Raw genomic sequence first — 21,276 nt, 5'->3', positions numbered from 1 at the left:
CATTATTTTCTTATTGGCTGGTGGGAAACCACTCACAGCTGCTTATTGATTTTGGTCAGTAGTTCAGCCAGTAATTGCTGTTCACCAGGCGTCAACGAGCCGATTGTCCGTTCTGCAACACCACGCTCAAATGCATGAATGCTCGGATACAACGCCTGTGCTTGCGCCGTCGGGTATAACCGGCGCACCTTCTTATTAACGGCATCTGCACGTTTTTCAACGTAGCCTTCCGTGATTAACTTTTGAACTGCCCGAAAACTGGTGGTTCTATCCACCGCCATGTCCGTCGCTAATTCGTCAAAAAACAGTCCGGGCCGTTCGCAAATTCGCAGCAGGTACTGAAACCGATTATTATTTAATCCTTGTGCCGCAAATGCGTGGTTGGCACTGGTCGTTGCCCGTCTCGAAAAGGTACCCAACCGCCTTAATTCATCAATCATTGTAAACTCCTTGTTGCATTTGCAATAAAGCAAACCTATACTAGAGCGCAATCATTCAAAAGGGGTACTTCGCTTATGTGGCTTTTAAAATCATTCTCAGAACTCTCAACAACTGAATTATACGACATAATGGTGGCAAGAATCCAAACTTTCGTGGTTGATCAGCACCGTGTGTACCAAGAAGTCGATGAAATTGATCCCCGAGCGCGCCATCTTTTTAACTACGAAGACAATCATCTTGTTGCATACGCACGAATTTTCACAGAAGGCACGACCGTTACGTTTGGTCGTGTCCTGACCACCCCCGCCGTTCGTGGCCAGGGCTATGGACGGGTTCTTTTACAACACGTCATGGCAACCCTTGCCGCACGCTACCCAAATTACCTCATCCAAATTGAGGCACAGGTTCAGGTTCAAAATTTCTACCGTAAATTTGGGTTCCAACCCGCAGGCGAGGTGTTTCTTTTCAACACCACACCGCACATTCGCATGACCCATCAACCGCTGACTACTCGTGAAGTTCAATCGGCAAGCCATCTGGATCATGAATGAAGGTCATTGCCTTTCCCGTAAATTCATCGTTGCGAATTGGTTCGGCCTTAACCCCCAGTTCAGCGAGTTCAATGACCGTTTGGGCCACATCATCCACGGCAAACGCCACGTGACGAAGCCCCAACGCTTCAGGATACGTCAGCCGCTCCGGACTATTGGGCCGGATGAACAGTTCTAATTGAACGGTGCCTGAACACAGCATCATTACCGTATCGTGTTTAACGGGCCGATCATATTCGCTCACAAGTTGAAAACCAAGTTTGGTCATGTAAAAATCCTTCGCCCTGGCATAACTTGAAACCACAATCCCAATGTGGTGCATCTTGCTTAATTCCATTTCGACCCCCGCAACAACTCATAATAGTTTTTATATTTATAGTGTAGCATACACGCCGGCACCACAGCTTCTCCAAAGCTGTCCTCGCATTAGTTAGCAATTTAGTCACATATTCTTCATGACCAATAAAAAACGCCTACAGACGTAGGCGTTTGGTTGGCATGTTCAGTATTAACCTTCTGAACTTAAGGTCGCTCTTCAATAAAGAAGAACTGAGAACGTCAGTACCCAATAGTAGTCGGTGGGTAGACCGCCGGGTTCCACAACCCAAACGATCAAGCACTCCATATACGATGGAAAAACGTACCCCTGACTTCGATAGCCACTAGCCTCCGCAGAGGAACGACATCACTGTCGTCTGGCTGATCTCGACTCATCGCATGTCAATAATATAACACCTCTAAAATAAAAGCGCAAATCGCTAGGAAACTTAACTAAATATCGGTATGATAACCGTATTATGACAAAATTTATTGCATCTACACGCCTTGCCTGGGTCCTCGAATTTATTTTTAACCCACTCAAATTTTTAGTTCCCTGGACAAACCATCTCGATTACTGGGGTTACATCATCCTTTTTGCGGTGCTGTTTCTTGAAAGTGCCTACCTGCTCTTTTCCTTTCTCCCCGCTCAATCCTTGCTCTTCGTGGCCGGCGCCATTTCTGCCAGTCATCAATCGGTGCTGAACATCTACATTCTCCTGGTTGGTTTCATCCTCATGACCCTCTTGGGGTCGATCATAAAGTATCAGACTGGGTTGCGCCTCAAGGAGAAAGCCACGGCTAAAAAACAAGCTGATCCTGATGATCACCAACCAACAACAAAGACCATGCGGCGCTTATCGCAATCTGAAGAATACTTTCAAAAGTACGGTGGTAGTTTCTTGATCATCGCGCGCTTCATTCCCATTGTTGGCCTGTTCATGCCCCTAATTGCTGGTGAAACAGCCATGGATCGCCACGATTTCCATGTTTTTAATACCATTGGTGTCACAGCGTGGATCCTAATCGCAACCCTCGCTGGCTTCTTCTTCGGCAAAACCGAATTCGTCGAGAACTACTTCACCTTCATTTGTATCGGTATTGCCCTTCTTCCGGTTGTCATCCACGAAGCAAGCCGTTTTCTTCATGAATGGATCGATGCAGTTCGTGCCCGGTAATCTTCAAAATGAAAAAATGTCACGCCAACATTGGCGTGACATTTTTTACATTTTCAGTTAATCAGCTTCTGGTTCATCCGTGTCAGCTTCTTCAGCTGCGGCGGCCCGTTGTGCCAACTGGTTCAGTTGTTCTCGAACCCAATCTGTCACCCGTTCGGCTACAGTCTCCGGATCGTCCAAAAAGGCCTGAACGGAACTAATTAGATCAATCCGCATTTTAGAAACGTTAATTGCTGGTGAATCGAAGATGAGGTAAAGGTTCACCTCACGCTCCTCATCAGAATCCAGCATTTTATCAATTTCCTTTGCATAAGCAAACGGCAAGTTGATAACAGAACTTTCTAACCGGATGTTGATGGGTTCATCATGGTACCCTGTTACATCAAAGCGCGTTTGAACCAACTTTCCGTCCTGCAACTGTTCTTGTGCAAACGCCAAACTTCCCGTCATGATCATGGCTGGATCAGCAGTTAATTCATCAAACGTTGTGATGCCAGACGTTGCGGCGTACGTTTCTTCTTCCAGTGCTGTCAAAAAATCAGCGATGTTAATTTTCATTCGTTCTGACTCCCGTTTCTCTTTTAATGGTGCGACTTTTCTTCGCGTTCAACCCAAATCTGGTTGTTTTCCTCATAATCGTGCCGGAAACGCGCCCCTGCGACAAAGGCTTCAAAGTTGGTAATCAACCCAATAACCGCAAAGAGGTCGATCACTACCTTTGCAATCATCGCACCATGTTCAGTAAATGTTCGCATCATCGCCAACAGCAAGACCGCCGTTAAAATAATGAGGACCAGGGATTGTGGGTACACAGAAAAGCGCCAGTTAAAGGCAAACATCAGCACCGGGATCAACGTTAAAATGATCATCAACGCCTCATTGGCTAAAAATGCTGGCCACTGCTGACTGGCCGATCCGCCAAAACCAAAGTAACTCCCCGCGTTAACAATCGTATAAAAAAACCAGGCTGCAATGGTTAAACTAACCACACGTACACGTGCATCTCTCATCTAGTAAAACCCTTTCTATGCCAACAGATCAATGAGTTGTTCCTTTGAAATGCCAACGAAATATTTACTGAGGTCTACGTCACGTAATGCACCTTCTAAGTGATCACGGTCATACTTAATGTCCGTCAGCTGATCCGATAGGGTCGTCACATCTTCTGGCCCAAAGAAATCGCCATAGAATTTCAGGTTCACAATTTTCCCATCCTGAACGTCAAGCCGTGCATCAATCGTCCCGTAATCAAAGTGTTGACGTTTTTTCACCGTAAACGCTGGTGAATTTCCGTAAACCCAGTCCCAATTATTGTAATATTGTTCGTACAACTTGTCGATTTCTTTCTGATCTTCCGGGGTGACAACATATTCATGTGACTTGATGTCAGCTAGGTCGTTAACATCAAATAGTTCTTTCAGTAAAAGGTCCCGGAACGTTGGAACATCAATATCCTGATAGTCTGGAGCAAGGTACGGCCGCAGGTTCGTCACCCGTGAGCGAACTGATTTAATTCCCTTTGAGGCAATTTTATCTTCTGGAACGTTCAACGCATGGGTCACAACGTCCAGATCAACATCCAACATCAGGGTTCCATGAGAGAACGTCTTCCCGTTTCGTGTGTACATGGCGTTACCGGAGAATTTACGACCGTCCACCAAAATGTCATTTCGACCAGAAACTTGAACGGATTCAGCCCCCATCTTTTGCAAGGCCGTTACGATCGGCTTCGTGAATGACTTAAAGTCCCCAAAAGCTTCACTGTTTGAGTCCACCACAAAACTAAAGCACAGGTTCCCTAGATCCTGATAAACCGCTCCACCACCGGACAACCGGCGCGTTACCCGAATGTTATGTTCCTGAACGTACTTCTGGTTGATTTCTTCCATCGTGTTTTGATTCCGGCCCACGATGATACAAGGTTCTTCGTAATAGAACAAGAGTAATGGTTCGTCAAATTGCTTGTTATTCATTAAATATTGTTCAGTTGCTAAGTTTTCACCAATGTTGTGCGATGTCATCGAAACATAATACATAATGGTTAGCCCCCTAAGTCAAATCAACAATAACGGGTGAGACTTCATCCGCCCATTCTGCCGTTACGTTGATGTTAGCACTTTCTGAAAGCGGACACAATTGTGATGTTGCCGCGTTTCATCATTGTGACTTCACAAACTTTTTCTTGCCCGTTATCCCCCTCATTCCAGTTACCACAATGAAAAAACCACGCACTTTTTCTTCTCCAATGGAGTAAATCGCTTACATTATTAGTAATAAACGGTATAATAAATGTAAGGTACAATCAACGTTTTTAATCGAGAGAAGGGTGGCATGTAATCATGTTACAACAATATAAAAATATCCTCGCGCCAGTCGACGGTTCCAAGGCCACTGACCCAGTCCTTGAAAAAGCCATTGAAGTTGCAAAACGCAACGACACACATTTAGATATCCTGAACGTGTTGGAAGTTAACCAATTTTCTGACAGTTACGGTGGTGCTGTTAGTGGTGACGTCATTTACCGGTTGGTAGAAGACGTTCAAAACCGCTTAGAAGCCTTAAAAAAGCAGGCTGAAGATGCTGGTGTTAAAGATGTTGATATCCACGTCCGGTTCGGGAACCCGAAACCCGTCATCTCCCGTGAATTTCCTCATGATCACGGCAACGAATTGATTGTTATGGGAACCACCGGTCTAAACGCCGTTGAACGGTTAATGGTTGGTTCTGTAACCAACTACGTAAGCCGTAACGCCGACGTTGACGTTTTGATCGTTAAAATTAACGCCGATAAATAAGCATCAACAACAAATTGAATTCAAACTAAAGGGGCCAAAATCAATAATGATTTTGGCCCTTTTATTGTGCATTAATCCGTCACTTTTCCTCTACTCATTCACGCTATTCTCCCCGTTTAAGCTTTGGTTTAGGTTCAGTTAAGTCCACTTTATGCCTGCACGGCTATCCTAGAACGTAATGTTTTAGCAATTGGGACTTCTACTCATCGTTAATCCATAAACTCAACCTAGGAAGTGACGCTATGAAACAACGTTTAAAACACTGGGATTGGTGGCTCGTCGGGATTTTGATCCTCGCCGCCTTTCTTTACGGATGGAACATCTGGCAGGCTGGTTCTGCCAATGATTTCTACACCTCAGCCATTGTCAGCATGACGAAGAGTTGGAAAAACTTTTGGTATGCTAGTTTCGACCCTGCAGGCTTCATCACCGTGGATAAGCCGCCAGTCGCCTTATGGTTCATGGCCATCTCGGTTAAGATCTTTGGTCTGCACGGATGGAGCATTGTCCTCTCATCCGTCCTGTTCGGAATCGGTTCCGTGTGGTTGATCTACGCGATGGTTAAACCCTATTTTGGTCGCCTGGCTGCTAACCTGAGTGCCCTGTTCATGACCATTACCCCGGTCGTAGTCGCCGATTCGCGAACAAATAATATGGATGCGACCCTGGTCTTTTTCTTATTGTTAGCCGGTTACCTATTACAAAAAGCCGTTGTTAACAAAAAGACATGGTTAGTTGTCGTTTCGTTTGCCCTTATCGGGGTCTCCTTCAACATCAAAATGTTGCAAGCTTTCATGCTTCTACCAGCAATGTACTTCTTTTACTGGATTGCGAGCACGGTTGGCTGGAAGAAAAAGGTCCTTCACTTACTGTATGCGACAGCTGCCCTCGCCGTCTTCACCTTAGCGTGGCCACTTGCCGTTGATTCCACCAGTAAAAGTAGTCGCCCGTACATCGGTAGCTCATCGACAAACTCCGTTTTAAACCTTGCCTTTGGGTATAACGGGTCACAACGGTTACTCGGCCAATCGACCGGAACCGGGAGTCGTTTCCCCGGCATGGGCTCAACTGGTAAGTCTGAAGGATCAGCCTCGAAAACGGGCACCCCACCAACCGGGAGCAAGACGGGTAAAGCGCCATCCGGCACGAAAAAGCCAACGGGTAGCGCACCAACTGGGATGAAACAAACAACTGGTGGCAAAGCTGCGACCGGTGGCAAAGCTGCGACCGGTGGCGCAACAGCCGGTGGTGGCGGTGGTGCCTTTAACATCGGAACTGCTGGCCCATTCCGACTCTTCCAACAAGCGCTTGGTGGTCAGGTCAGCTGGTTCTTCCTACTCGCCCTAACCGGTTTGATTGGGAGCTACCTTTATGAATCCGACCGGAAGAAAAAGTGGTGGCAAACCACGAAGAATCAACAACAGCTTTGGTACTGGGCCGCATGGTTGGTTCCCGTCGCTGGCTTCTTCAGTATTGCCGGTTTCTTCCACCCCTACTACATGATTATGCTTGCACCGCCACTTGCCATTCTCGCTGGAATTGGTGTTGCGACCTACTTGAAAGCCATTAAGACAGGTCGGCAATTATGGCAACGGTTCATTTTTGCTGGTGGTCTTTTGGCCACGGCTGCACTTCAAGCCTGGTACGTTTATTCTGACTATCCATGGCTCAGTTGGCTCATTGGACTTGGATCAGTGGCAACAGCGGCCCTAGTTGCCTTTGTCTTTACCACCTATCGCAAAGCAATGGCAACAACGGCCACAGCCGTTACGATTTTATCGTTAGCCCCTGGATTTTGGTCCTTAACACCAACAATTGCCGCTGAATCCGCAGCGATTCCAACAGCTGGTCCTGATCTATTAACCAGTGGTGGTGCCTCCAGTGGCGGAATGGGCAGTGAATCAGCTAATACTAAACTGGTTAACTACCTTGAAAAACACAATGGGACCGCCAAGTATCTGTTTGCGACAATGGATTCTGGAACCGCAGCCCCGTACATCATCAAAACCGGGAAAGCGGTGATGACGATCGGCGGATTTAACGGAACTGATAACGCCATCTCTTTGAAGCAGTTCAAGAAGTTGGTCAAAGAAGGCCAAGTTAAATACTTCTACGTTGCTGGTAAGAGCAGTAGTAGCAGCGCCATCGTTAAGTGGGTTGAGAAAAACGGAACCAAAATTAGTGCCTCAAAATATGGCGGAACCTCAACAACAACCAGCAAATCAGCGGCTAAAACAGCCGCACCAACGAAAAAACAAGGGGCTGCGCCAAGTGACATGGGCGGTAATGGTGCCCCTGGTGGTGCACCGACTGGCATGAAGAAACCAAGTGGCACAAAACCATCTGGGACAAAACAACCAGGCGCAACAAAACCAACCACCAAGGGCGCGACCTCATCAACAAGCACAAAGAATGCCCAACCAATGGGTGGCGGCATGAGTAGCGGTACCCTTTACCAATTAAATTAATCTTGTTGCCTTTAGAAAGGACGTGAGGATCATGCCCGAAGCAATCCCACCGTTAATTTCCATCGTCATGCCCGTTTACAATGAAGAAGCGTTAATCATGAAGACGTTGCGCACCGTCCAGGGCTTCATCAACCAGCGACCTGAACGTTACGAAGTGATTTTTGTGGACGACGGGTCTAGTGACACAACCATTGATAAACTTAAAAAGGCCAGCGCGTTTTACCCTGACATGCGGTTAATTCGCTTTTCACGAAACTTTGGGCATCAGCTGGCCATTACCGCTGGCATCCGCTATGCCACAGGTGACGCAGTTGTCGTGATGGACGCAGATCTTCAGGACCCACCAGCCGTCATCGGTGACATGATCAATGCCTGGCAACGTGGCGCTGACGTTGTCTACGGTCAACGATCACAACGCGATGGTGAATCCTGGTTTAAAAAGACTTCCGCTAGTGCCTTTTACCGCTTATTACACGCCATTACGAACGTTGACATTCCCGTCGATACCGGCGACTTTCGGTTAATGGATCGTAAGGTCGTGAACGTTCTTGATCAAATGAACGAAGACGAACCGTTTGTCCGGGGCATGGTCAGCTGGATCGGTTTTAACCAACAGGCTGTTACGTACGAGCGCCAACCGCGAACAGACGGCGAATCCAAATATCCCCTCCGGAAGATGATTCGACTCGCAATGGATGGCGTCACCTCATTTTCAAACCTCCCGTTAAAACTTGCGACTTGGTTTGGAACCACGCTGTTTATTGCCGCCCTGGTCGATGTCATCAGCGCCATCTGGTTCGGCTTTACGCCAACCATCATCACCCTCTGCGCGCTTCTCATTATCGGCGGTATGATCCTCACTAGTATTGGCTTTCTCGGCCAATACCTGGGACGTATTTTTAATCAATCACGTGAACGGCCGCTGTACATTGTGGCGGAGACACGTGGCTTCCCCACTCTGGCTCAGCAACCCGCAAGCCAGCCAGTGTCCCTAAGTCACCAACAATAATGACCGATGCCCCTATTTCTACCGACACTAAAGCGACTGCCTTCCCAAAAATCTGGGAAAGCAGCCGCTTTTCTTTTGTGCTTATTCGCCGAGTGTCTGCCAGTCTTCTGCCCACACAAGGCCCATCACTTTTTCACCTGTATGAACACCGATAGACGCGCCGATGTGCGCAGTTTCAAAGGCTGGTGTAACGCCAGTCGCAGTTTCAGCGGAACTTGATAGATCCGTCAACCATTCCTCGCTGGCCGTTGGGTTATTCCCGTCGATGATTCCCACCCGGACTGGAGCGGTTATTGTCGTCAAGGACTGTTCAAAGTCCTGTTTCACCTTTTGAAACGCCCGTTTAGCCGTTCGTTCCTTCGTTAACCCGACGATTTTAGCATCTTCAAACGTCAAAATTGGTTTGATCCGCAATAAATTCCCCACAAAGGCCGAACTATTCGTAATTCGCCCCGTGCGCAATAAATGACTGAGGTCGTCGACAACAAAGTACACGTGTGTCGTCGCTCTCAGGTGTTCTAAGGCCGGTAAAATATCAGCGGCATTCTTCCCCGCCTTGGCCATCTTTGCGGCTAACAGCGCCAACCAGGCCTCACCTTCGCTGGCCATTTGTGAATCAAACGGATAAACCTTGATGCCAGTCACGGTCGGTGCGTACGCCGTGAGGTTCTGCAAAAAGGTCGTGATGCCACTAGAAAGATGAATGCAGATCACTTCATCATACCCGTCAGCAATCAGTTCATCGAACACCGCTTGCATTTGCATCATTGTCACTTGTGCCGTGGACGGCATCTTTTTTTCTTCCCGCATCCGTTGATAAAATTGTTCACTCGTAATGTCAACGTTTTCGAGGTATGTCTGGGTCCCAAAAATCACCGTGATGGGGACCACGTGAATGCCTGCTGCCATCGCAACCTCTGGGTCTAAATAACTGGCACTATCTGTAATGACTGCTGTCTTCATCGTCCTTGCCTCACTTTTGTATTCGGTCGGTGTCTTGTCGCAATCATTTCGCCAACAAACACGACGTTATCGAGCTTTTCACCCGGATATTCTCATGACTTTATTATACGCGCTTTGATAAACAATCACGAGTGAGCACTCACTTAAATTCGTTTTTATTTGAATTCACCCTTAGGGTCATTTAAGTAGCTGAGCTCAGAAATATTCCGTTTTTCAAACACTTCTAATAGCTTATCCACATCTGTTGCAAAGTGATGTTCAAAAAGTTCATCCCGGCGCATCCAGCAAACGGTCCCCTCAGAGGAGGAACGAACTTCTCCAGAAAAGGAGTCGGTCCGAAAAAGGGCCACGATGTAGCGACCATTGTCCGTCATAAATTCCTTGAATCCACAAAAAATCGGGTTATGGATCGTCAGCCCAGTCTCTTCTTTAACCTCGCGAATGGCTGAATCAACGAAACTCTCACCCTGCTTCACATGGCCACCAGGAAAGGTGTAGCCCGGCCAATCGGGATTTTTCCGATCTTCCACCAGAATTTGATTTGTTTCATTGTCAGACACAAGCACTAAGTTAGTCAGTTCCACTACTTCTGTTTTTGCCATTGGTTTCACCTCGCCCTGTTCGTTCAGATTAGTCCTAATATTTTATTATTAAACTAATCTCAAGGCGACGCAACGTTTAACACGAATTAATTCCCATTCGTAACACAAAAACGCACATCAATCCGAAGATTGATGTGCGTTTTCAAATCGGTCAACACTCAAGTAATCGCGAAATTACTTGATGTCTTTCCATTGCCATGCGTTTACTTCTGGCATGTCGGTACCTTCATCACGGATGAATTGGTTATGTTTAGCAACCATGTCGTCCATGTGTTGAGTGAATTCGCCGGCTTGTTCAGCAAACTTAGATGCGTTGATGGCATCCTTAGCCAAGTGGTAACGGTCCATTTCGTTCAGAACACGCATGTCAAATGGTGTCGTGATGTCCCCGTTTTCACGGTAACCATGGAAGTGAACGTTGTGGTTGTGACGGTCGTAAATCAAACCACGCAACGTGTTTTCGAAACCATGGAAAGCAAAGATAACTGGCTTGTCAGTTGTGAAGTAACGGTCGAATTCTTCGTCCGTCATTCCACGGTCGTCTTGGTCGTCACCCTTCTTACGAAGCTTCAACAGGTCAACAACGTTGATGAAGCGGAACTTCAATTCTGGGAAGCTTTCGTGCAGTAATGAAACGGCAGCTAAGCTTTCCATCATTGGTTCAGTCCCAGCTGCTGCAAAGACAACATCTGGTTCAACGTTATCGTCGTTAGAAGCCCAAGGAATGATTCCCAAACCGTTGTTAACCAATTCCGTAGCTTCGTCAATGGAGAACCATTGAGTCCGTGGGTGCTTGGAAGCAACGATCAAGTTGATCACTTCGCGACTTTGTAATGACTTGTTCATAACAGCTAACAATGAGTTAGCGTCAGCTGGCAAGTATTCGTTAACCAGTTCATGACCCTTTTCAGCCATGTGACCAAGCATACCTGGGTCTTGGTGAGTGTAACCATTGTGGTCTTGTTGGAACACAGTGGAAGTGTTGATGATGTTCAATGATGGGTAATCGTGACGCCAGTTTTGTTCTTGCGCCTTACGTAACCACTTGTAGTGTTGTGTCAACATTGAGTCGATAACACGCGTGAATGATTCGTATGAAGCGAAGAAACCATGACGACCAGTCAGAACGTAACCTTCTAACCAACCTTCAGCTTGGTGTTCTGACAATTGAGCGTCAAGAACACGGCCTGAATGAGCCACGTATTCATCGTTAGGTTCCTTGATGTCTTCCATCCATTGACGGTTGGTAACATCAAAGACATCCCAGAGACGGTTTGACATCGTTTCGTCAGGTCCCATGATCCGGAACGTGTTTTCGTTTTCTTTCATCGTGTCAGCAGTGAATTCTGATAACACTTGCATGTCCATCCGTTGCTTGCTGTTGTCCTTCAAATCACTTTCAGGAACGGCAAATTGACGAATGTCAGCTAACTTCAATGGTTCTGGGTGAACCCCACCGTTAGTGATTGGGTTCATAGCCATCCGACGGTCACCCTTAGGTTCAACGGCTGACAAGAATTCCTTAGGAGTTCCGTCTTCGTTGAACAATTCTTCAGGCTTGTATGACTTCAACCAGTCGATCAACAGATCAACGTGTTCCATGTGGTTAGCGTCAACAGGAAGTGGAATTTGGTGAGCACGGAATGAGTTTTCGATTGGGTTACCGTTCAAGTCCTTCTTAGGACCAGTCCAACCCTTAGGTGCGCGAAGCACGATCATTGGCCATACTGGTAATGAGTCGTCGTTGTTTTCACGAGCATTCTTTTGAATAGCTTGGATCTTTTCAACGGCTTCATCAACTGCCTTAGCCATGTCTTGGTGGGCAGTCTTGTGGTCGTCACCATCAGTTTCAACAAAGATTGGTGACCAGCCCATTCCTTCGTAGTACTTAGTTAAGTCAGCATCGCTCATCCGTGAAAGGATCGTTGGGTTAGAAATCTTGAACCCGTTAACTTGAACGATTGGCAAAACAGCACCGTCGTGGATTGGGTTGATGAACTTGCTTGACATCCATGAAGCAGCCAGTGGGCCAGTTTCTGATTCCCCGTCACCAATTTCAACAGCAGCAATAACGTCAGGGTTATCTAAGATAGCACCAACACCGTGTGAAAGTGAGTAACCAAGTTCGCCACCTTCGTGGATTGAACCTGGTGTTTCAGGAGCAGCATGTGAAGCAACCCCACCTGGGAATGAGAATTGCTTGAACAAGCGTTGCATACCTTCTTCATCCTGAGTGATACGTGGGTAACGCTCAGTGTATGAACCATCAAGGTAGGCGTTTGAAACCATGACCTGACCACCGTGACCTGAACCTTCGATGTAGAACATGTCCAAGTCGTACTTCAAGATGGCACGGTTCAAATGTGCGTAAATGAAGTTTTGAGGAACGATTGTCCCCCAGTGACCAATTGGCTTAACTTTAACGTCGTTTGCGGTTAAGTCACCCTTTAACAATGGGTTGTCCTTTAAGAACAATTGCCCAACTGAAAGGTAGTTAGCTGCGCGCCAGTAGGCGTCAACTGTGTCTAAGTATTCTTGTGAGTCGTAATCAACTGCCATGAATAGTTACACTCCTTCAATTTGTCTTTTTATCAACACGATATGCTGTGAAATCCACCGACTTTTGTCCGGTTAATTTACAGTTACTATAATAGCCGGTTTTAAATAAAAGTCAACCTTTCTGAAAATTGGTACGACCCAATTGTTCAAAATAAAACAATCGACCCTTATTTACATAGTGAAAACCGCTCCCTCATTCAGGTTTGCGATCCACTAATCTGCCGCCATGGTAACAAATTAGCGCTTAAAAAGAACATAAAAAATGCTAAGAATTAAAGATTCTTAGCATTTTTTAATATCTATCAGTCAGCATCAAGGTCGACGAATGTGTTGTACTTCATGTATTGGTAGTGAATTCGCATATTTGAAACTTCGAACGGTGTGCCATCATCTAGAAAAAAGATCCCACTCATGACGCCCACGGGTTCATTTTCGGCCAATGAAAGCAACGTTTGATCTTCCACTGTTGACGGTTCTGCCGCTACAGTCATAAAGGATTTCGTCACGGAAACGTGCTTAATGTCTTCTAGGTAGTTAAAGATGGAACCGGACACCACGGTGGACGACAATTCTGGCATGATTTTGATGGGAATAAATCCCGTTTCGATCATCACTGGTTGATCATCCAGCATCCGCAGCCGTTTGATTTGGTAAACAAAATCGTCTTCATTAAGGAAAAGATCTTGCTGCAATTCCGGCATCGCAGGAACAACCTGAAAATCCAGCAACTTAATGCTTGGCTGTTTACCGTCCACCCGCATGGAATCTGTAACTCCCAAATTACGCCCTTCATAACTAAAGACCGCTTGGTTTTTCAGATAGAGTGGGTTAACAAACGTGCCTGATCCCCGCTTTTTAAAAATGATCCCCTGCTGGGCCAGTACATTCAACGCGCGTTTCACGGAGGAGCGACTCACTTGGTACTCGTCGCTCAAACTCCGTTCGTCCGGTAGCCGTTTGTCTGGAAATTGATTATCATTAATGCGGCACTTCAAGTCCTGCATTACATTTTTATAAACTAAGTCCGCCATATCGACGCTCGGTTCCTTTCTTTGTATACTGGTTGATGAAAGTATATCAGAAATTATTGGTCCAGCCAATTGTTCATTAGGTCCGTACCAATATTTAAAACCAGCGTAAACGACCAACCACGGAGGTTAACACAGTGGCAAAAAAGAAAAAAATTCAAAAAACACTTGTTGAAAAAATTTTAGATAAGGCAAAAATCCCCTACACCCAAATCGAGTTTGCAACGCACCAACAAGGGGATGTCGCACAACTTGATGTGGATCACGAAAATTATGACGAACACCACATCTACAAAACGTTGGTGCTGACCGGTCCAACAACCGGGCCATTGGTCGGTGTTGTGCCCCTTGATACACACCTGAGTTATAAAAAGTTAGCCGCTGCTTCCGGCAATAAAAAGGTGGGGATGGTACCGTTAAAGGACCTCTTGAAGACCACCGGCTACGAACACGGGGCCAACACGCCCATTGGGATTTGGGAAAAATACCAGTACCCGATCTACTTTGATACGACCGCCCAAGAACAAGGCGAAATCGTCGTTTCATCTGGAAAAATTGGCCGCTCTGTCAAAGTGAACGCGGCGGCCGTTGCCGAGTTAGTTCACGGAACCTTCACAGATTTAGAAGAGGATTAATGCCATGTCAGCCAGCACGATTGGCCAACAGATCATCGTCAATTTACTGGCCACCTATCTCTATGCGCTCGGCCTTCCGCTCCTTTTTAGCTGGGCGCTGACCGTTATCAATCGCAACACCAAGCAACTGTTCACCAATAAATTCGGCGTGAATGCCCCCGTGTACTTTGGTGCACTCGGGATCATCCTTCACGAGTTGAGTCACCTCATCATGGCGCTTATTTTTGGCCATCGAATTGAAAGTTTCAAACTCCTACAACGCGCAACCGCCACCCCAGACGATCCTGACAACCTCACGTTAGGTTACGTTAACCACCGGTGGCACTCCGATAATAGCTACCAAGTCATCGGAAACTTCTTCATTGGGTTTGCCCCCATCGTTGGAATTAGCCTCGTCATTTTTGCATTGACCGCGTGGCTTTTGCCAGATGTTTATGGCAACTGGGTCACGTTTGCACAACAACCAAGTTTTGGCGCCCTGTTTCACGCTCCGGTAACCACCATCGCCTGGGGGCCGTTGACCCTCCGCTTACTCATCTGGATGGTTCTTGTAACCAACATTAGTGCTGGCGGCTTTGATCTGAGCCAAGCGGACCTCAAAAACTCAGTGACCGGGCTCTCCACGTACATCCTGTTATTAGGTCTCATCGGCCTGGCAACGGGAATGTTATCCTGGCCCATTGCCAGCTGGTTCCGGCTTCACCTGGTGCCACTGTACCTAGCCATTTCCTTTGTCGTGGTACTATCCATTTTGATCAACGCGATGACACGTCTTTTGTTTAAACGCCATTAACAATCCAAAAGCCGCCACATCCGGGCTAATAAAGCAGTCCGGATGTGGCGGTTTTATTTCACTCATGGTTAGGCCTCGCCGTTCCACTCCTGTTTAAATTCATCCAAAAAATTAAGCATTACTTGTTGCCGGTGATCAGCTAATTGACGCGCTGTCGCCGTGTTTAATTGATCCTTAATCAGCAGCAGTTTCTCATAAAAATGATTGATGGTTGTTCCTTCATCATTTCGATAATCGGCCTTGGTCATCTGTGTTCGGGGCGCAATGTCAGGATCATAGATCACCCGATCGTGGTGACCACCATACGTCAACGTCCGGGCAATTCCAATGGCCCCAATGGCGTCCATCCGGTCTGCATCCTGAACAATTTGCCCCGCCGCACTTAATGACTGGTGCCCCGCTAAATTCGCGCTAAACGACATGTGATCAATAATTGCAAACATCGCGGTAATCTGAGCTCCCGAAACACCCCACGTCGTTAACCGATCATGAAGGGCCTGGCGGGCAGCATTCGGGTCAGCAACCACTTTGTCATCCATAACGTCGTGCAAGTACGCCGTTGCAATCACAATAAACGGCTGCCCAGTTTGCTCCACAGATTCAATTCGCGCGGCCAATTTTGCCACCCGTTCAACGTGTTCAAAGTCATGGCCCGAGTGTTCTGCCCCCAGTTGACCACGTGCGTAATCAATAATTTTCACTAGCTGCTCTTGTTCACCTGCTGATAACCCAATTGTCATCATTATGCGCCACCATTTCCGTCATTCTGTCTGTTTTTGCACTGATTTTGATTACTTCTATCCTACCACGAGGCGGCCGTTTCCTCTGGTTTAATTTTTGTAAGCCAGCTTAATTGACACCGTTTTCGCGGCTCCGTACACTTGGGCTAAGACCAACGGAATCGCTTATTTGATGTCACATTTAGCTAAGGAGGATTGCATCATGACACTCAATACTCCGGTGGTGCACCTCGACCACCTTCAAAAACAGTTCGGCCGTGTTCACGCACTCAATGACGTCACCTTTGACGTTTATCCTGGCGAAGTCTTCGGGTTTATTGGTCCAAACGGGGCCGGTAAGTCAACGACCATTCGAACCCTGCTTGGCCTTTTACGCGCGTCTGGTGGCACCGCGACCATTTTTGATCAGGACGTCTTTAAGGACGCCGTTGCCATTCATAAACGGTTAGCCTATGTTCCCGGCGACGTTTACCTCTGGCCAAATTTAACTGGTGGCGAGATCATTGACCTCTTATTAAAGCTCAGTGGTCAACGTCATCAGCCAAAAACGGACGACCTCATCCACCAATTCGGCCTTGATCCCACCAAAAAGGCCCGCACATATTCCAAAGGGAACCGGCAAAAGGTGGCCCTGATTGCCGCCCTGTCACAGGACGCAGACCTTTACATCTTTGATGAACCCACTTCCGGCCTCGACCCCCTTAACGAACGCTTCTTTCAGGAAGCAGTGCTTCAACTGAAGCAACAGGGAAAAGCCGTGCTTCTTTCCAGTCATATCTTGTCTGAAGTGGAACGGATGTGTGACCGAATCGGCATCATTCGAAACGGGACCATCATTGAGACCGGAACGCTTGCCGACATGCGTCACCTGACCCGGACACAGATTGCCGTGACGACGACCCAGCCACTGACTGATTTATCTACTCACCAAGGTGTTCATCAGGTGGCCACGACCACGACGGATCGCCCCGGCTACCACACCACGTTTACCGTTGATTCAGAAGCCCTTGGCGCCGTTATGACACTGCTTACCGCTCATCAGATCACCGCCATTCAAAGTACACCACCAACGTTAGAGGATCTCTTTCTCCGTTATTATGATCAACAGCCCGTGACCGATCATAGCGGAAAGGACGTGAGTGACCATGCCTAACGCCGCGTTTTATCACACGAACCAGCTACTCAGGATCAACTTACGCCGGGATCGTTGGAAAATTCTTGTCTGGGTGCTCGTGTTGGTTAGCCTTTTCGCCAGCATCGCCGCGAAGTTTAGCGACCTTTATGGCTCAACTACGGCAATCGATCAGATCACCAATACATTGAACACTCCTGCCATGCGGGCCCTGTTCGGCTGCCTTCCCAGCGGGCCATACACCTCCGCCGACGTCTTTGCCGGTGAAATGACCGTTTTCATGGCCATCTTTGGCGTCATCATGAACTTCAACCTGGCCGTGAACTTAACCCGCGGCGATGAAGAGCGGGGTCTGACTGAACTGCTAGCCGCCCGCGGTGTTGGCCCCTATGCGCCACTTGCCGCTGCCATTAGCGAACTGCTCGTTGTTAACCTTGGCCTCGGCCTCCTCTACAGTGTCGGATTGCAGTTTGCCAACCTCACCGGCACCAATTCCAACGGAAATTTTGTTTTGGGCATTGGCTTAGGCTTAAACGGACTGTTATTTGGTCTTCTCGCAATCTTATGTGCTCAGCTAGCCGCTAGCAGTCGGGCCGCCACTGGCTTGTCATACGGACTCTTTGGCATCACATACATGATGCGCCTTGTTACCGATGTTAGTCACCCCGCGTACACGTGGCTTTCCCCGTTTGGGTGGGTCGAGAAATTTTCCACCTACCGAGCTAACAACTGGTGGCCAGCAGCGCTCATTGTGATTACCAGCATCATTCTCATTCTTGGTGCCATCGGCTTACGGGCCCACCGCGACCTTAACGCCGGCATCATTGCCAGTCGCCCTGGCCCTGCACGCGCGTCAGCACTCTTAAGTGGCCCCCTCGGCCTCTTTTGGCGGCTTGAGCGTAATCTCATTTGTGCATGGCTCATTGGGTTAATCATTTTCGGTGCGATGTATGGATCGGTGTTTAACACCGTGGCCAACGTCCTTCAGTCGAATCCCTTAACGGCAAAACTCTTGTCAGATCCGCAAACGGCAACTGCCGCAACGACAAGCGTCCTTAAAGCCTTCATTGCGGTTCTCATGATTGTCTTCACGACAGTCAGTGCCATCCCCGGTTTACAGATCCTTTACCGGTTAACAACCGATGAACACCGGGGCACCCTTGAAACGGTGTTTGCCCGGCCAATTGCACGGTGGCGGTTAAACATCACGCTGCTTGGCTTAGGGGTCTTGACCAGTTTGGCCGCCCTCATTGCCAGTGTCTCCGGGTTGGCAATCGCTGCCAATACCGTCCTCACCCACCCGCTAAGCACGACCATCTTCTACCACGCCATTTTGGCAAACATCCCCCCACTGCTGATCATGATTGGGATCGGCGCAATCCTTGTGGGGTGGTGGCCTCGCTGGACCCCTGTGATTTGGGGCTACCTGGGATTAGCCTTTGGAATTGGTTACTTCGGCCGGCTGTTTAACCTAGCCCACTGGGTCCCTAAGTTAACGCCGTTTGGGTACATCGGTAACGTGCCGTCCGTCGCCATTGATTGGCCAACCTTTTGGTGGCAGCTTGCCATTGCCGTTGCCCTCATGGTCGTGGGGTGGCTTGGCTACCAACGCCGCGACCTCATTAGCGCTTCGTAAGCAAACACCTTAAATAAAGATTGCTGGCTCCTAATGGACCCTGCAATCTTTTTTGTGCAACCTTCTCAAACGGTTTCCATCAAGCTATCTACTCATCAATAAATTAGCCACGAACTGCCACTAACATTTTATTAGTCAAAAGCGTATAATTATTCATTGGATTTTTTATTTCTGATTATTATTACCGCACTTTTTTTACGCTAAGGAGGCGTTCTTGTGTCTGAATCATCAACAGAATTTCACGTGGTGGACGCGAACGGCCGGCCGTTTAACCGGCTACTGCTCGTTTTAACCATGTTGATTGGGACCTTTAGTACATTTATCGTCCAAACCACCCTGACCACTGCCTTTCCAACGTTAATGCGGACGTTTAACATCGACGCCGATACCGTTCAGTGGTTAACAACCGGGTTCATGCTGGTCATGGGGATCACGATTCCCATTTCCGCTTTTTTACTCCAGCGGTTTAGTTCGAAGGCGTTATACCTGACGGCGATGGCCATTTTCTTCGCCGGGACATTCATTTGTATGATTGCGCCTAACTTCGGCACGCTTCTAACGGGACGATTGATCGAAGCTGTTGCCGTTGGAATCACTGCCCCAACATTTCAAACAACCATGCTAACCATTTTTCCACCAGAAAAACGGGGGTCCGCCATGGGCCTTGCCGGAATTGTTATCGGTTTAGCACCCGCCATCGGCCCAACCCTGTCTGGGTGGCTGTTATTAAACTATTCATGGCGGTCACTGTTTGTCGTCATTCTTCCGTTCCCAGTAATTGTTTTTATCCTTGCCTTATTCACCATGCGTAAACTCTTCCCAACCCGTCACGCACAGGCAGATTGGCTGTCCGTTCTCCTTTCAACAGTTGGTTTTGGGAGCATGCTGTACGCCTTTAGTAGTGTCGGCTCCAGCTCATGGACGTCACCAAAGGTTTACATCACCTTAATCATCGGGGCAATCTTTGTGGGCCTTTTCGTTTGGCGGTCACTGACCATTGAAAATCCTCTTCTCCAACTGCGGGTCTTTACTTCACCCGTTTACACCCTGTCCGTCATTGAAGTGGCCGTGGTTAACATGGCCATGATCGGGGCGGAAATGGTACTCCCACTTTACATTCAAACGGTTCGTGGCGAATCCGCCTTTCATTCTGGACTGATTTTACTGCCTGGGGCCCTCATGATGGGGATCATGAGTCCCATCACCGGGCGAATTTTTGACCGAATCGGTGCCCGGCGCTTAGCCATCACAGGGATGTTCTTATTGACGGCCGGAACCGCCTTTTTCATGACCTTGACTGAAGACACGCCCATCGTCTTTGTCACCCTGATGTACACAATTCGGATGTTCGGGATTGCCATGGTCATGATGCCCGTCACCACTACCGGGATGAACGCCCTGCCACTCAACTTGATGAGTCACGGAACGTCCGTCAATAACACCGGCCGGCAAGTCTTTTCATCAATGGGAACCGCCATTTTAATTTCCGTTTTGACCAACGTCACTAAATCAAACATGCCGGCTAAAGCCGTGTTGCACAAGACACCACTGGCCTACCGTGACCATGCCATCAGCGCAACGCTCTCCGGTTACCACGCTGCCTTCATGACGGCCACTCTGTTTGCATTAGTTGGTTTAGTTCTCGCATTTTGGATCAAATCTGGGAATTCACGGAGGGTCAACTAATGGTTATCAGTTTACTTGTTATTTCCACCCTCGGGATCTTTATGAGCATTGTTTTACTCGATAGCGGCGCGATTCGCCACTGTTTGATCGGCCTTTTCTTAATTGGTTTTCTTGGCATGATGGGGTTACTGATTGCTAACGATAACTACCACTACGGTTTGAAAAAAGTTAACACCAGTCAAACGGTCACGCTAGTTTCAAGCGTGAAGGGAAAGCTTCCCGTTAACATGTTGTTGTACCAACCCCTTGGAAACGGGACGGAAAAAGTGTACCTTTACCGGACGAACGCATCCGAAAAAAAGCCTCAACCGATTCCAACGAAAAAAATCACCACGACGGTTCATCAAACAACCGCCTCGGAGGCAACTCTCGTCAAAACGACGACCCGGTGGGAATACAAAAACCACTGGATGAAATTCCTCTTTGCGTTGTCTGGCGAGAAAAACACCGTTCAGCACCACCACTACACGTTTAACGTTCCCGCAACATGGTTGACTTTGAGCACCAGCCAGGCAAAGCAACTTGCCAAGGTGATGAAGGATCCTGCTAAACAACAGGCCATCACCGCCACCGTGGCCAAACAGGTCCTTGGCGCCGTTGCGAAAAATCCCCGGCTGACCGCTGCCCAACGCACTGACGTTCAACAACGGGCGTTAAAGCAGGCACTTGAAGCCGCGTTAAACTAAGCGTTCATAAACACAAAACGGCACCCATGAGTAGAACTTACTCATGGGTGCCGTTT

21 protein-coding genes are annotated in these 21,276 nt (G+C 47.9%); 11 read left to right on the top strand and 10 right to left on the bottom strand.

Annotation, left to right across the window (positions count from 1 at the left end):
* Positions 1–32 precede the first annotated feature (32 nt).
* Positions 33–440 carry a MarR family winged helix-turn-helix transcriptional regulator gene (locus ACKTR5_RS06080; protein ID WP_407880000.1) on the bottom strand — a complete coding sequence of 136 codons (408 nt, stop codon included), beginning with the start codon at positions 438–440 and terminating at the stop codon, positions 33–35.
* Between the two features lie 75 nt (positions 441–515).
* On the opposite strand from ACKTR5_RS06080, the gene ACKTR5_RS06075 reads away from it, so the two are divergent.
* The gene (locus tag ACKTR5_RS06075) at positions 516–992 is read left to right on the top strand and encodes a GNAT family N-acetyltransferase (protein WP_407879999.1); all 477 of its coding nucleotides are present in this window, start codon (positions 516–518) and stop codon (positions 990–992) included.
* Here the strand turns inward: ACKTR5_RS06075 and gloA2 are convergent.
* Positions 949–1,329 (bottom strand): SMU1112c/YaeR family gloxylase I-like metalloprotein, encoded by a 381-nt coding sequence (gloA2, locus tag ACKTR5_RS06070; RefSeq protein ID WP_407879998.1) that lies wholly within the window; start codon positions 1,327–1,329, stop codon positions 949–951. The genes ACKTR5_RS06075 and gloA2 overlap by 44 nt on opposite strands.
* A 460-nt stretch (positions 1,330–1,789) precedes the next feature.
* Here gloA2 and ACKTR5_RS06065 point away from each other — a divergent pair, with 460 nt between their 5' ends.
* Entirely contained in the window at positions 1,790–2,488 is a 699-nt protein-coding gene (locus tag ACKTR5_RS06065) for a VTT domain-containing protein (protein ID WP_407879996.1), read from the top strand.
* Positions 2,489–2,545: 57 nt separating this feature from the next.
* Here ACKTR5_RS06065 and ACKTR5_RS06060 read toward each other — a convergent pair whose 3' ends face one another.
* The 3 genes from ACKTR5_RS06060 to ACKTR5_RS06050 are packed head-to-tail and all read right to left on the bottom strand — an operon-like array spanning position 2,546 to position 4,524.
* Positions 2,546–3,046, bottom strand: coding sequence for a hypothetical protein (locus ACKTR5_RS06060; RefSeq protein WP_407879994.1), 501 nt, complete (start codon positions 3,044–3,046; stop codon positions 2,546–2,548).
* Positions 3,047–3,069: 23 nt separating this feature from the next.
* On the bottom strand, positions 3,070–3,498 hold the full coding sequence (locus ACKTR5_RS06055; protein ID WP_407879992.1) for a hypothetical protein: 429 nt from the start codon (positions 3,496–3,498) through the stop codon (positions 3,070–3,072).
* Between the two features lie 15 nt (positions 3,499–3,513).
* Positions 3,514–4,524 carry a lipoate--protein ligase gene (locus ACKTR5_RS06050; protein ID WP_407879990.1) on the bottom strand — a complete coding sequence of 337 codons (1,011 nt, stop codon included), beginning with the start codon at positions 4,522–4,524 and terminating at the stop codon, positions 3,514–3,516.
* 303 nt (positions 4,525–4,827) lie between these two features.
* On the opposite strand from ACKTR5_RS06050, the gene ACKTR5_RS06045 reads away from it, so the two are divergent.
* The 3 genes from ACKTR5_RS06045 (at position 4,828) to ACKTR5_RS06035 (ending at position 8,760) form a co-directional block, all read left to right on the top strand.
* A complete protein-coding gene (locus ACKTR5_RS06045; protein ID WP_407879989.1) occupies positions 4,828–5,283 on the top strand; it encodes a universal stress protein in 456 nt (151 codons plus the stop codon).
* A 242-nt stretch (positions 5,284–5,525) separates the two neighbouring features.
* Positions 5,526–7,751: a mannosyltransferase YkcB-related protein gene (locus tag ACKTR5_RS06040; RefSeq protein WP_407879988.1), complete on the top strand. Its 2,226-nt coding sequence runs from the start codon at positions 5,526–5,528 to the stop codon at positions 7,749–7,751.
* Between the two features lie 31 nt (positions 7,752–7,782).
* Positions 7,783–8,760 (top strand): glycosyltransferase family 2 protein, encoded by a 978-nt coding sequence (locus ACKTR5_RS06035; RefSeq protein ID WP_407879987.1) that lies wholly within the window; start codon positions 7,783–7,785, stop codon positions 8,758–8,760.
* An 81-nt stretch (positions 8,761–8,841) separates the two neighbouring features.
* Here ACKTR5_RS06035 and ACKTR5_RS06030 read toward each other — a convergent pair whose 3' ends face one another.
* The 4 genes from ACKTR5_RS06030 to ACKTR5_RS06015 form a co-directional block, all read right to left on the bottom strand.
* Positions 8,842–9,723, bottom strand: a complete 882-nt coding sequence (locus ACKTR5_RS06030) for a DegV family protein (protein ID WP_407879986.1) — start codon at positions 9,721–9,723, stop codon at positions 8,842–8,844.
* A 155-nt stretch (positions 9,724–9,878) separates the two neighbouring features.
* Positions 9,879–10,325, bottom strand: a complete 447-nt coding sequence (locus ACKTR5_RS06025) for an 8-oxo-dGTP diphosphatase (protein ID WP_407879985.1) — start codon at positions 10,323–10,325, stop codon at positions 9,879–9,881.
* Positions 10,326–10,499: 174 nt separating this feature from the next.
* On the bottom strand, positions 10,500–12,884 hold the full coding sequence (locus tag ACKTR5_RS06020; protein ID WP_407879984.1) for a phosphoketolase family protein: 2,385 nt from the start codon (positions 12,882–12,884) through the stop codon (positions 10,500–10,502).
* A gap of 302 nt (positions 12,885–13,186) precedes the next feature.
* Positions 13,187–13,915: a GntR family transcriptional regulator gene (locus tag ACKTR5_RS06015; RefSeq protein WP_407879982.1), complete on the bottom strand. Its 729-nt coding sequence runs from the start codon at positions 13,913–13,915 to the stop codon at positions 13,187–13,189.
* 134 nt (positions 13,916–14,049) lie between these two features.
* On the opposite strand from ACKTR5_RS06015, the gene ACKTR5_RS06010 reads away from it, so the two are divergent.
* Both ACKTR5_RS06010 and ACKTR5_RS06005 read left to right on the top strand, forming a co-directional pair.
* The gene (locus ACKTR5_RS06010; RefSeq protein WP_407879981.1) at positions 14,050–14,547 is read left to right on the top strand and encodes an aminoacyl-tRNA deacylase; all 498 of its coding nucleotides are present in this window, start codon (positions 14,050–14,052) and stop codon (positions 14,545–14,547) included.
* Between the two features lie 4 nt (positions 14,548–14,551).
* Entirely contained in the window at positions 14,552–15,340 is a 789-nt protein-coding gene (locus ACKTR5_RS06005; RefSeq protein WP_407879980.1) for a hypothetical protein, read from the top strand.
* Between the two features lie 68 nt (positions 15,341–15,408).
* Here the strand turns inward: ACKTR5_RS06005 and ACKTR5_RS06000 are convergent, their stop codons facing one another.
* A complete protein-coding gene (locus ACKTR5_RS06000; protein WP_407880041.1) occupies positions 15,409–16,080 on the bottom strand; it encodes an HD domain-containing protein in 672 nt (223 codons plus the stop codon).
* Between the two features lie 202 nt (positions 16,081–16,282).
* Here ACKTR5_RS06000 and ACKTR5_RS05995 point away from each other — a divergent pair, with 202 nt between their 5' ends.
* The 4 genes from ACKTR5_RS05995 (at position 16,283) to ACKTR5_RS05980 (ending at position 21,220) form a co-directional block, all read left to right on the top strand.
* Entirely contained in the window at positions 16,283–17,233 is a 951-nt protein-coding gene (locus tag ACKTR5_RS05995) for an ABC transporter ATP-binding protein (protein ID WP_407879978.1), read from the top strand.
* Positions 17,226–18,848 (top strand): ABC transporter permease, encoded by a 1,623-nt coding sequence (locus ACKTR5_RS05990; protein ID WP_407879976.1) that lies wholly within the window; start codon positions 17,226–17,228, stop codon positions 18,846–18,848. The genes ACKTR5_RS05995 and ACKTR5_RS05990 overlap by 8 nt, the downstream gene beginning before the upstream one ends.
* A 216-nt stretch (positions 18,849–19,064) precedes the next feature.
* Positions 19,065–20,534, top strand: a complete 1,470-nt coding sequence (locus ACKTR5_RS05985; RefSeq protein WP_407879974.1) for an MDR family MFS transporter — start codon at positions 19,065–19,067, stop codon at positions 20,532–20,534.
* Positions 20,534–21,220 carry a DUF4811 domain-containing protein gene (locus ACKTR5_RS05980; protein WP_407879972.1) on the top strand — a complete coding sequence of 229 codons (687 nt, stop codon included), beginning with the start codon at positions 20,534–20,536 and terminating at the stop codon, positions 21,218–21,220. The genes ACKTR5_RS05985 and ACKTR5_RS05980 overlap by 1 nt, the downstream gene beginning before the upstream one ends.
* The last annotated feature ends 56 nt before the right edge of the window (positions 21,221–21,276 follow it).

Origin of the sequence: Furfurilactobacillus entadae, assembly GCF_045862745.1 — a bacterium.
Lineage (GTDB): Bacteria > Bacillota > Bacilli > Lactobacillales > Lactobacillaceae > Furfurilactobacillus > Furfurilactobacillus entadae.
This window is presented reverse-complemented; position numbering and strand designations above follow the sequence as displayed.

Excerpts from the sequence above, each read along its gene's own strand:
- ACKTR5_RS06030 (WP_407879986.1), bottom strand. The coding sequence starts at position 9,723 with ATGAAGACAGCAGTCATTACAGATAGTGCCAGTTATTTAGACCCAGAG.
- ACKTR5_RS06015 (WP_407879982.1), bottom strand. The coding sequence starts at position 13,915 with ATGGCGGACTTAGTTTATAAAAATGTAATGCAGGACTTGAAGTGCCGC.
- ACKTR5_RS06040 (WP_407879988.1), top strand. The coding sequence starts at position 5,526 with ATGAAACAACGTTTAAAACACTGGGATTGGTGGCTCGTCGGGATTTTG.
- ACKTR5_RS06060 (WP_407879994.1), bottom strand. The coding sequence starts at position 3,046 with ATGAAAATTAACATCGCTGATTTTTTGACAGCACTGGAAGAAGAAACG.
- ACKTR5_RS06050 (WP_407879990.1), bottom strand. The coding sequence starts at position 4,524 with ATGTATTATGTTTCGATGACATCGCACAACATTGGTGAAAACTTAGCA.
- ACKTR5_RS06020 (WP_407879984.1), bottom strand. The coding sequence starts at position 12,884 with ATGGCAGTTGATTACGACTCACAAGAATACTTAGACACAGTTGACGCC.
- ACKTR5_RS06035 (WP_407879987.1), top strand. The coding sequence starts at position 7,783 with ATGCCCGAAGCAATCCCACCGTTAATTTCCATCGTCATGCCCGTTTAC.
- ACKTR5_RS06025 (WP_407879985.1), bottom strand. The coding sequence starts at position 10,325 with ATGGCAAAAACAGAAGTAGTGGAACTGACTAACTTAGTGCTTGTGTCT.
- ACKTR5_RS05980 (WP_407879972.1), top strand. The coding sequence starts at position 20,534 with ATGGTTATCAGTTTACTTGTTATTTCCACCCTCGGGATCTTTATGAGC.
- ACKTR5_RS06000 (WP_407880041.1), bottom strand. The coding sequence starts at position 16,080 with ATGACAATTGGGTTATCAGCAGGTGAACAAGAGCAGCTAGTGAAAATT.
- ACKTR5_RS06005 (WP_407879980.1), top strand. The coding sequence starts at position 14,552 with ATGTCAGCCAGCACGATTGGCCAACAGATCATCGTCAATTTACTGGCC.
- ACKTR5_RS06080 (WP_407880000.1), bottom strand. The coding sequence starts at position 440 with ATGATTGATGAATTAAGGCGGTTGGGTACCTTTTCGAGACGGGCAACG.
- ACKTR5_RS06065 (WP_407879996.1), top strand. The coding sequence starts at position 1,790 with ATGACAAAATTTATTGCATCTACACGCCTTGCCTGGGTCCTCGAATTT.
- ACKTR5_RS06055 (WP_407879992.1), bottom strand. The coding sequence starts at position 3,498 with ATGAGAGATGCACGTGTACGTGTGGTTAGTTTAACCATTGCAGCCTGG.
- gloA2 (WP_407879998.1), bottom strand. The coding sequence starts at position 1,329 with ATGGAATTAAGCAAGATGCACCACATTGGGATTGTGGTTTCAAGTTAT.
- ACKTR5_RS06045 (WP_407879989.1), top strand. The coding sequence starts at position 4,828 with ATGTTACAACAATATAAAAATATCCTCGCGCCAGTCGACGGTTCCAAG.
- ACKTR5_RS05990 (WP_407879976.1), top strand. The coding sequence starts at position 17,226 with ATGCCTAACGCCGCGTTTTATCACACGAACCAGCTACTCAGGATCAAC.
- ACKTR5_RS06075 (WP_407879999.1), top strand. The coding sequence starts at position 516 with ATGTGGCTTTTAAAATCATTCTCAGAACTCTCAACAACTGAATTATAC.
- ACKTR5_RS05995 (WP_407879978.1), top strand. The coding sequence starts at position 16,283 with ATGACACTCAATACTCCGGTGGTGCACCTCGACCACCTTCAAAAACAG.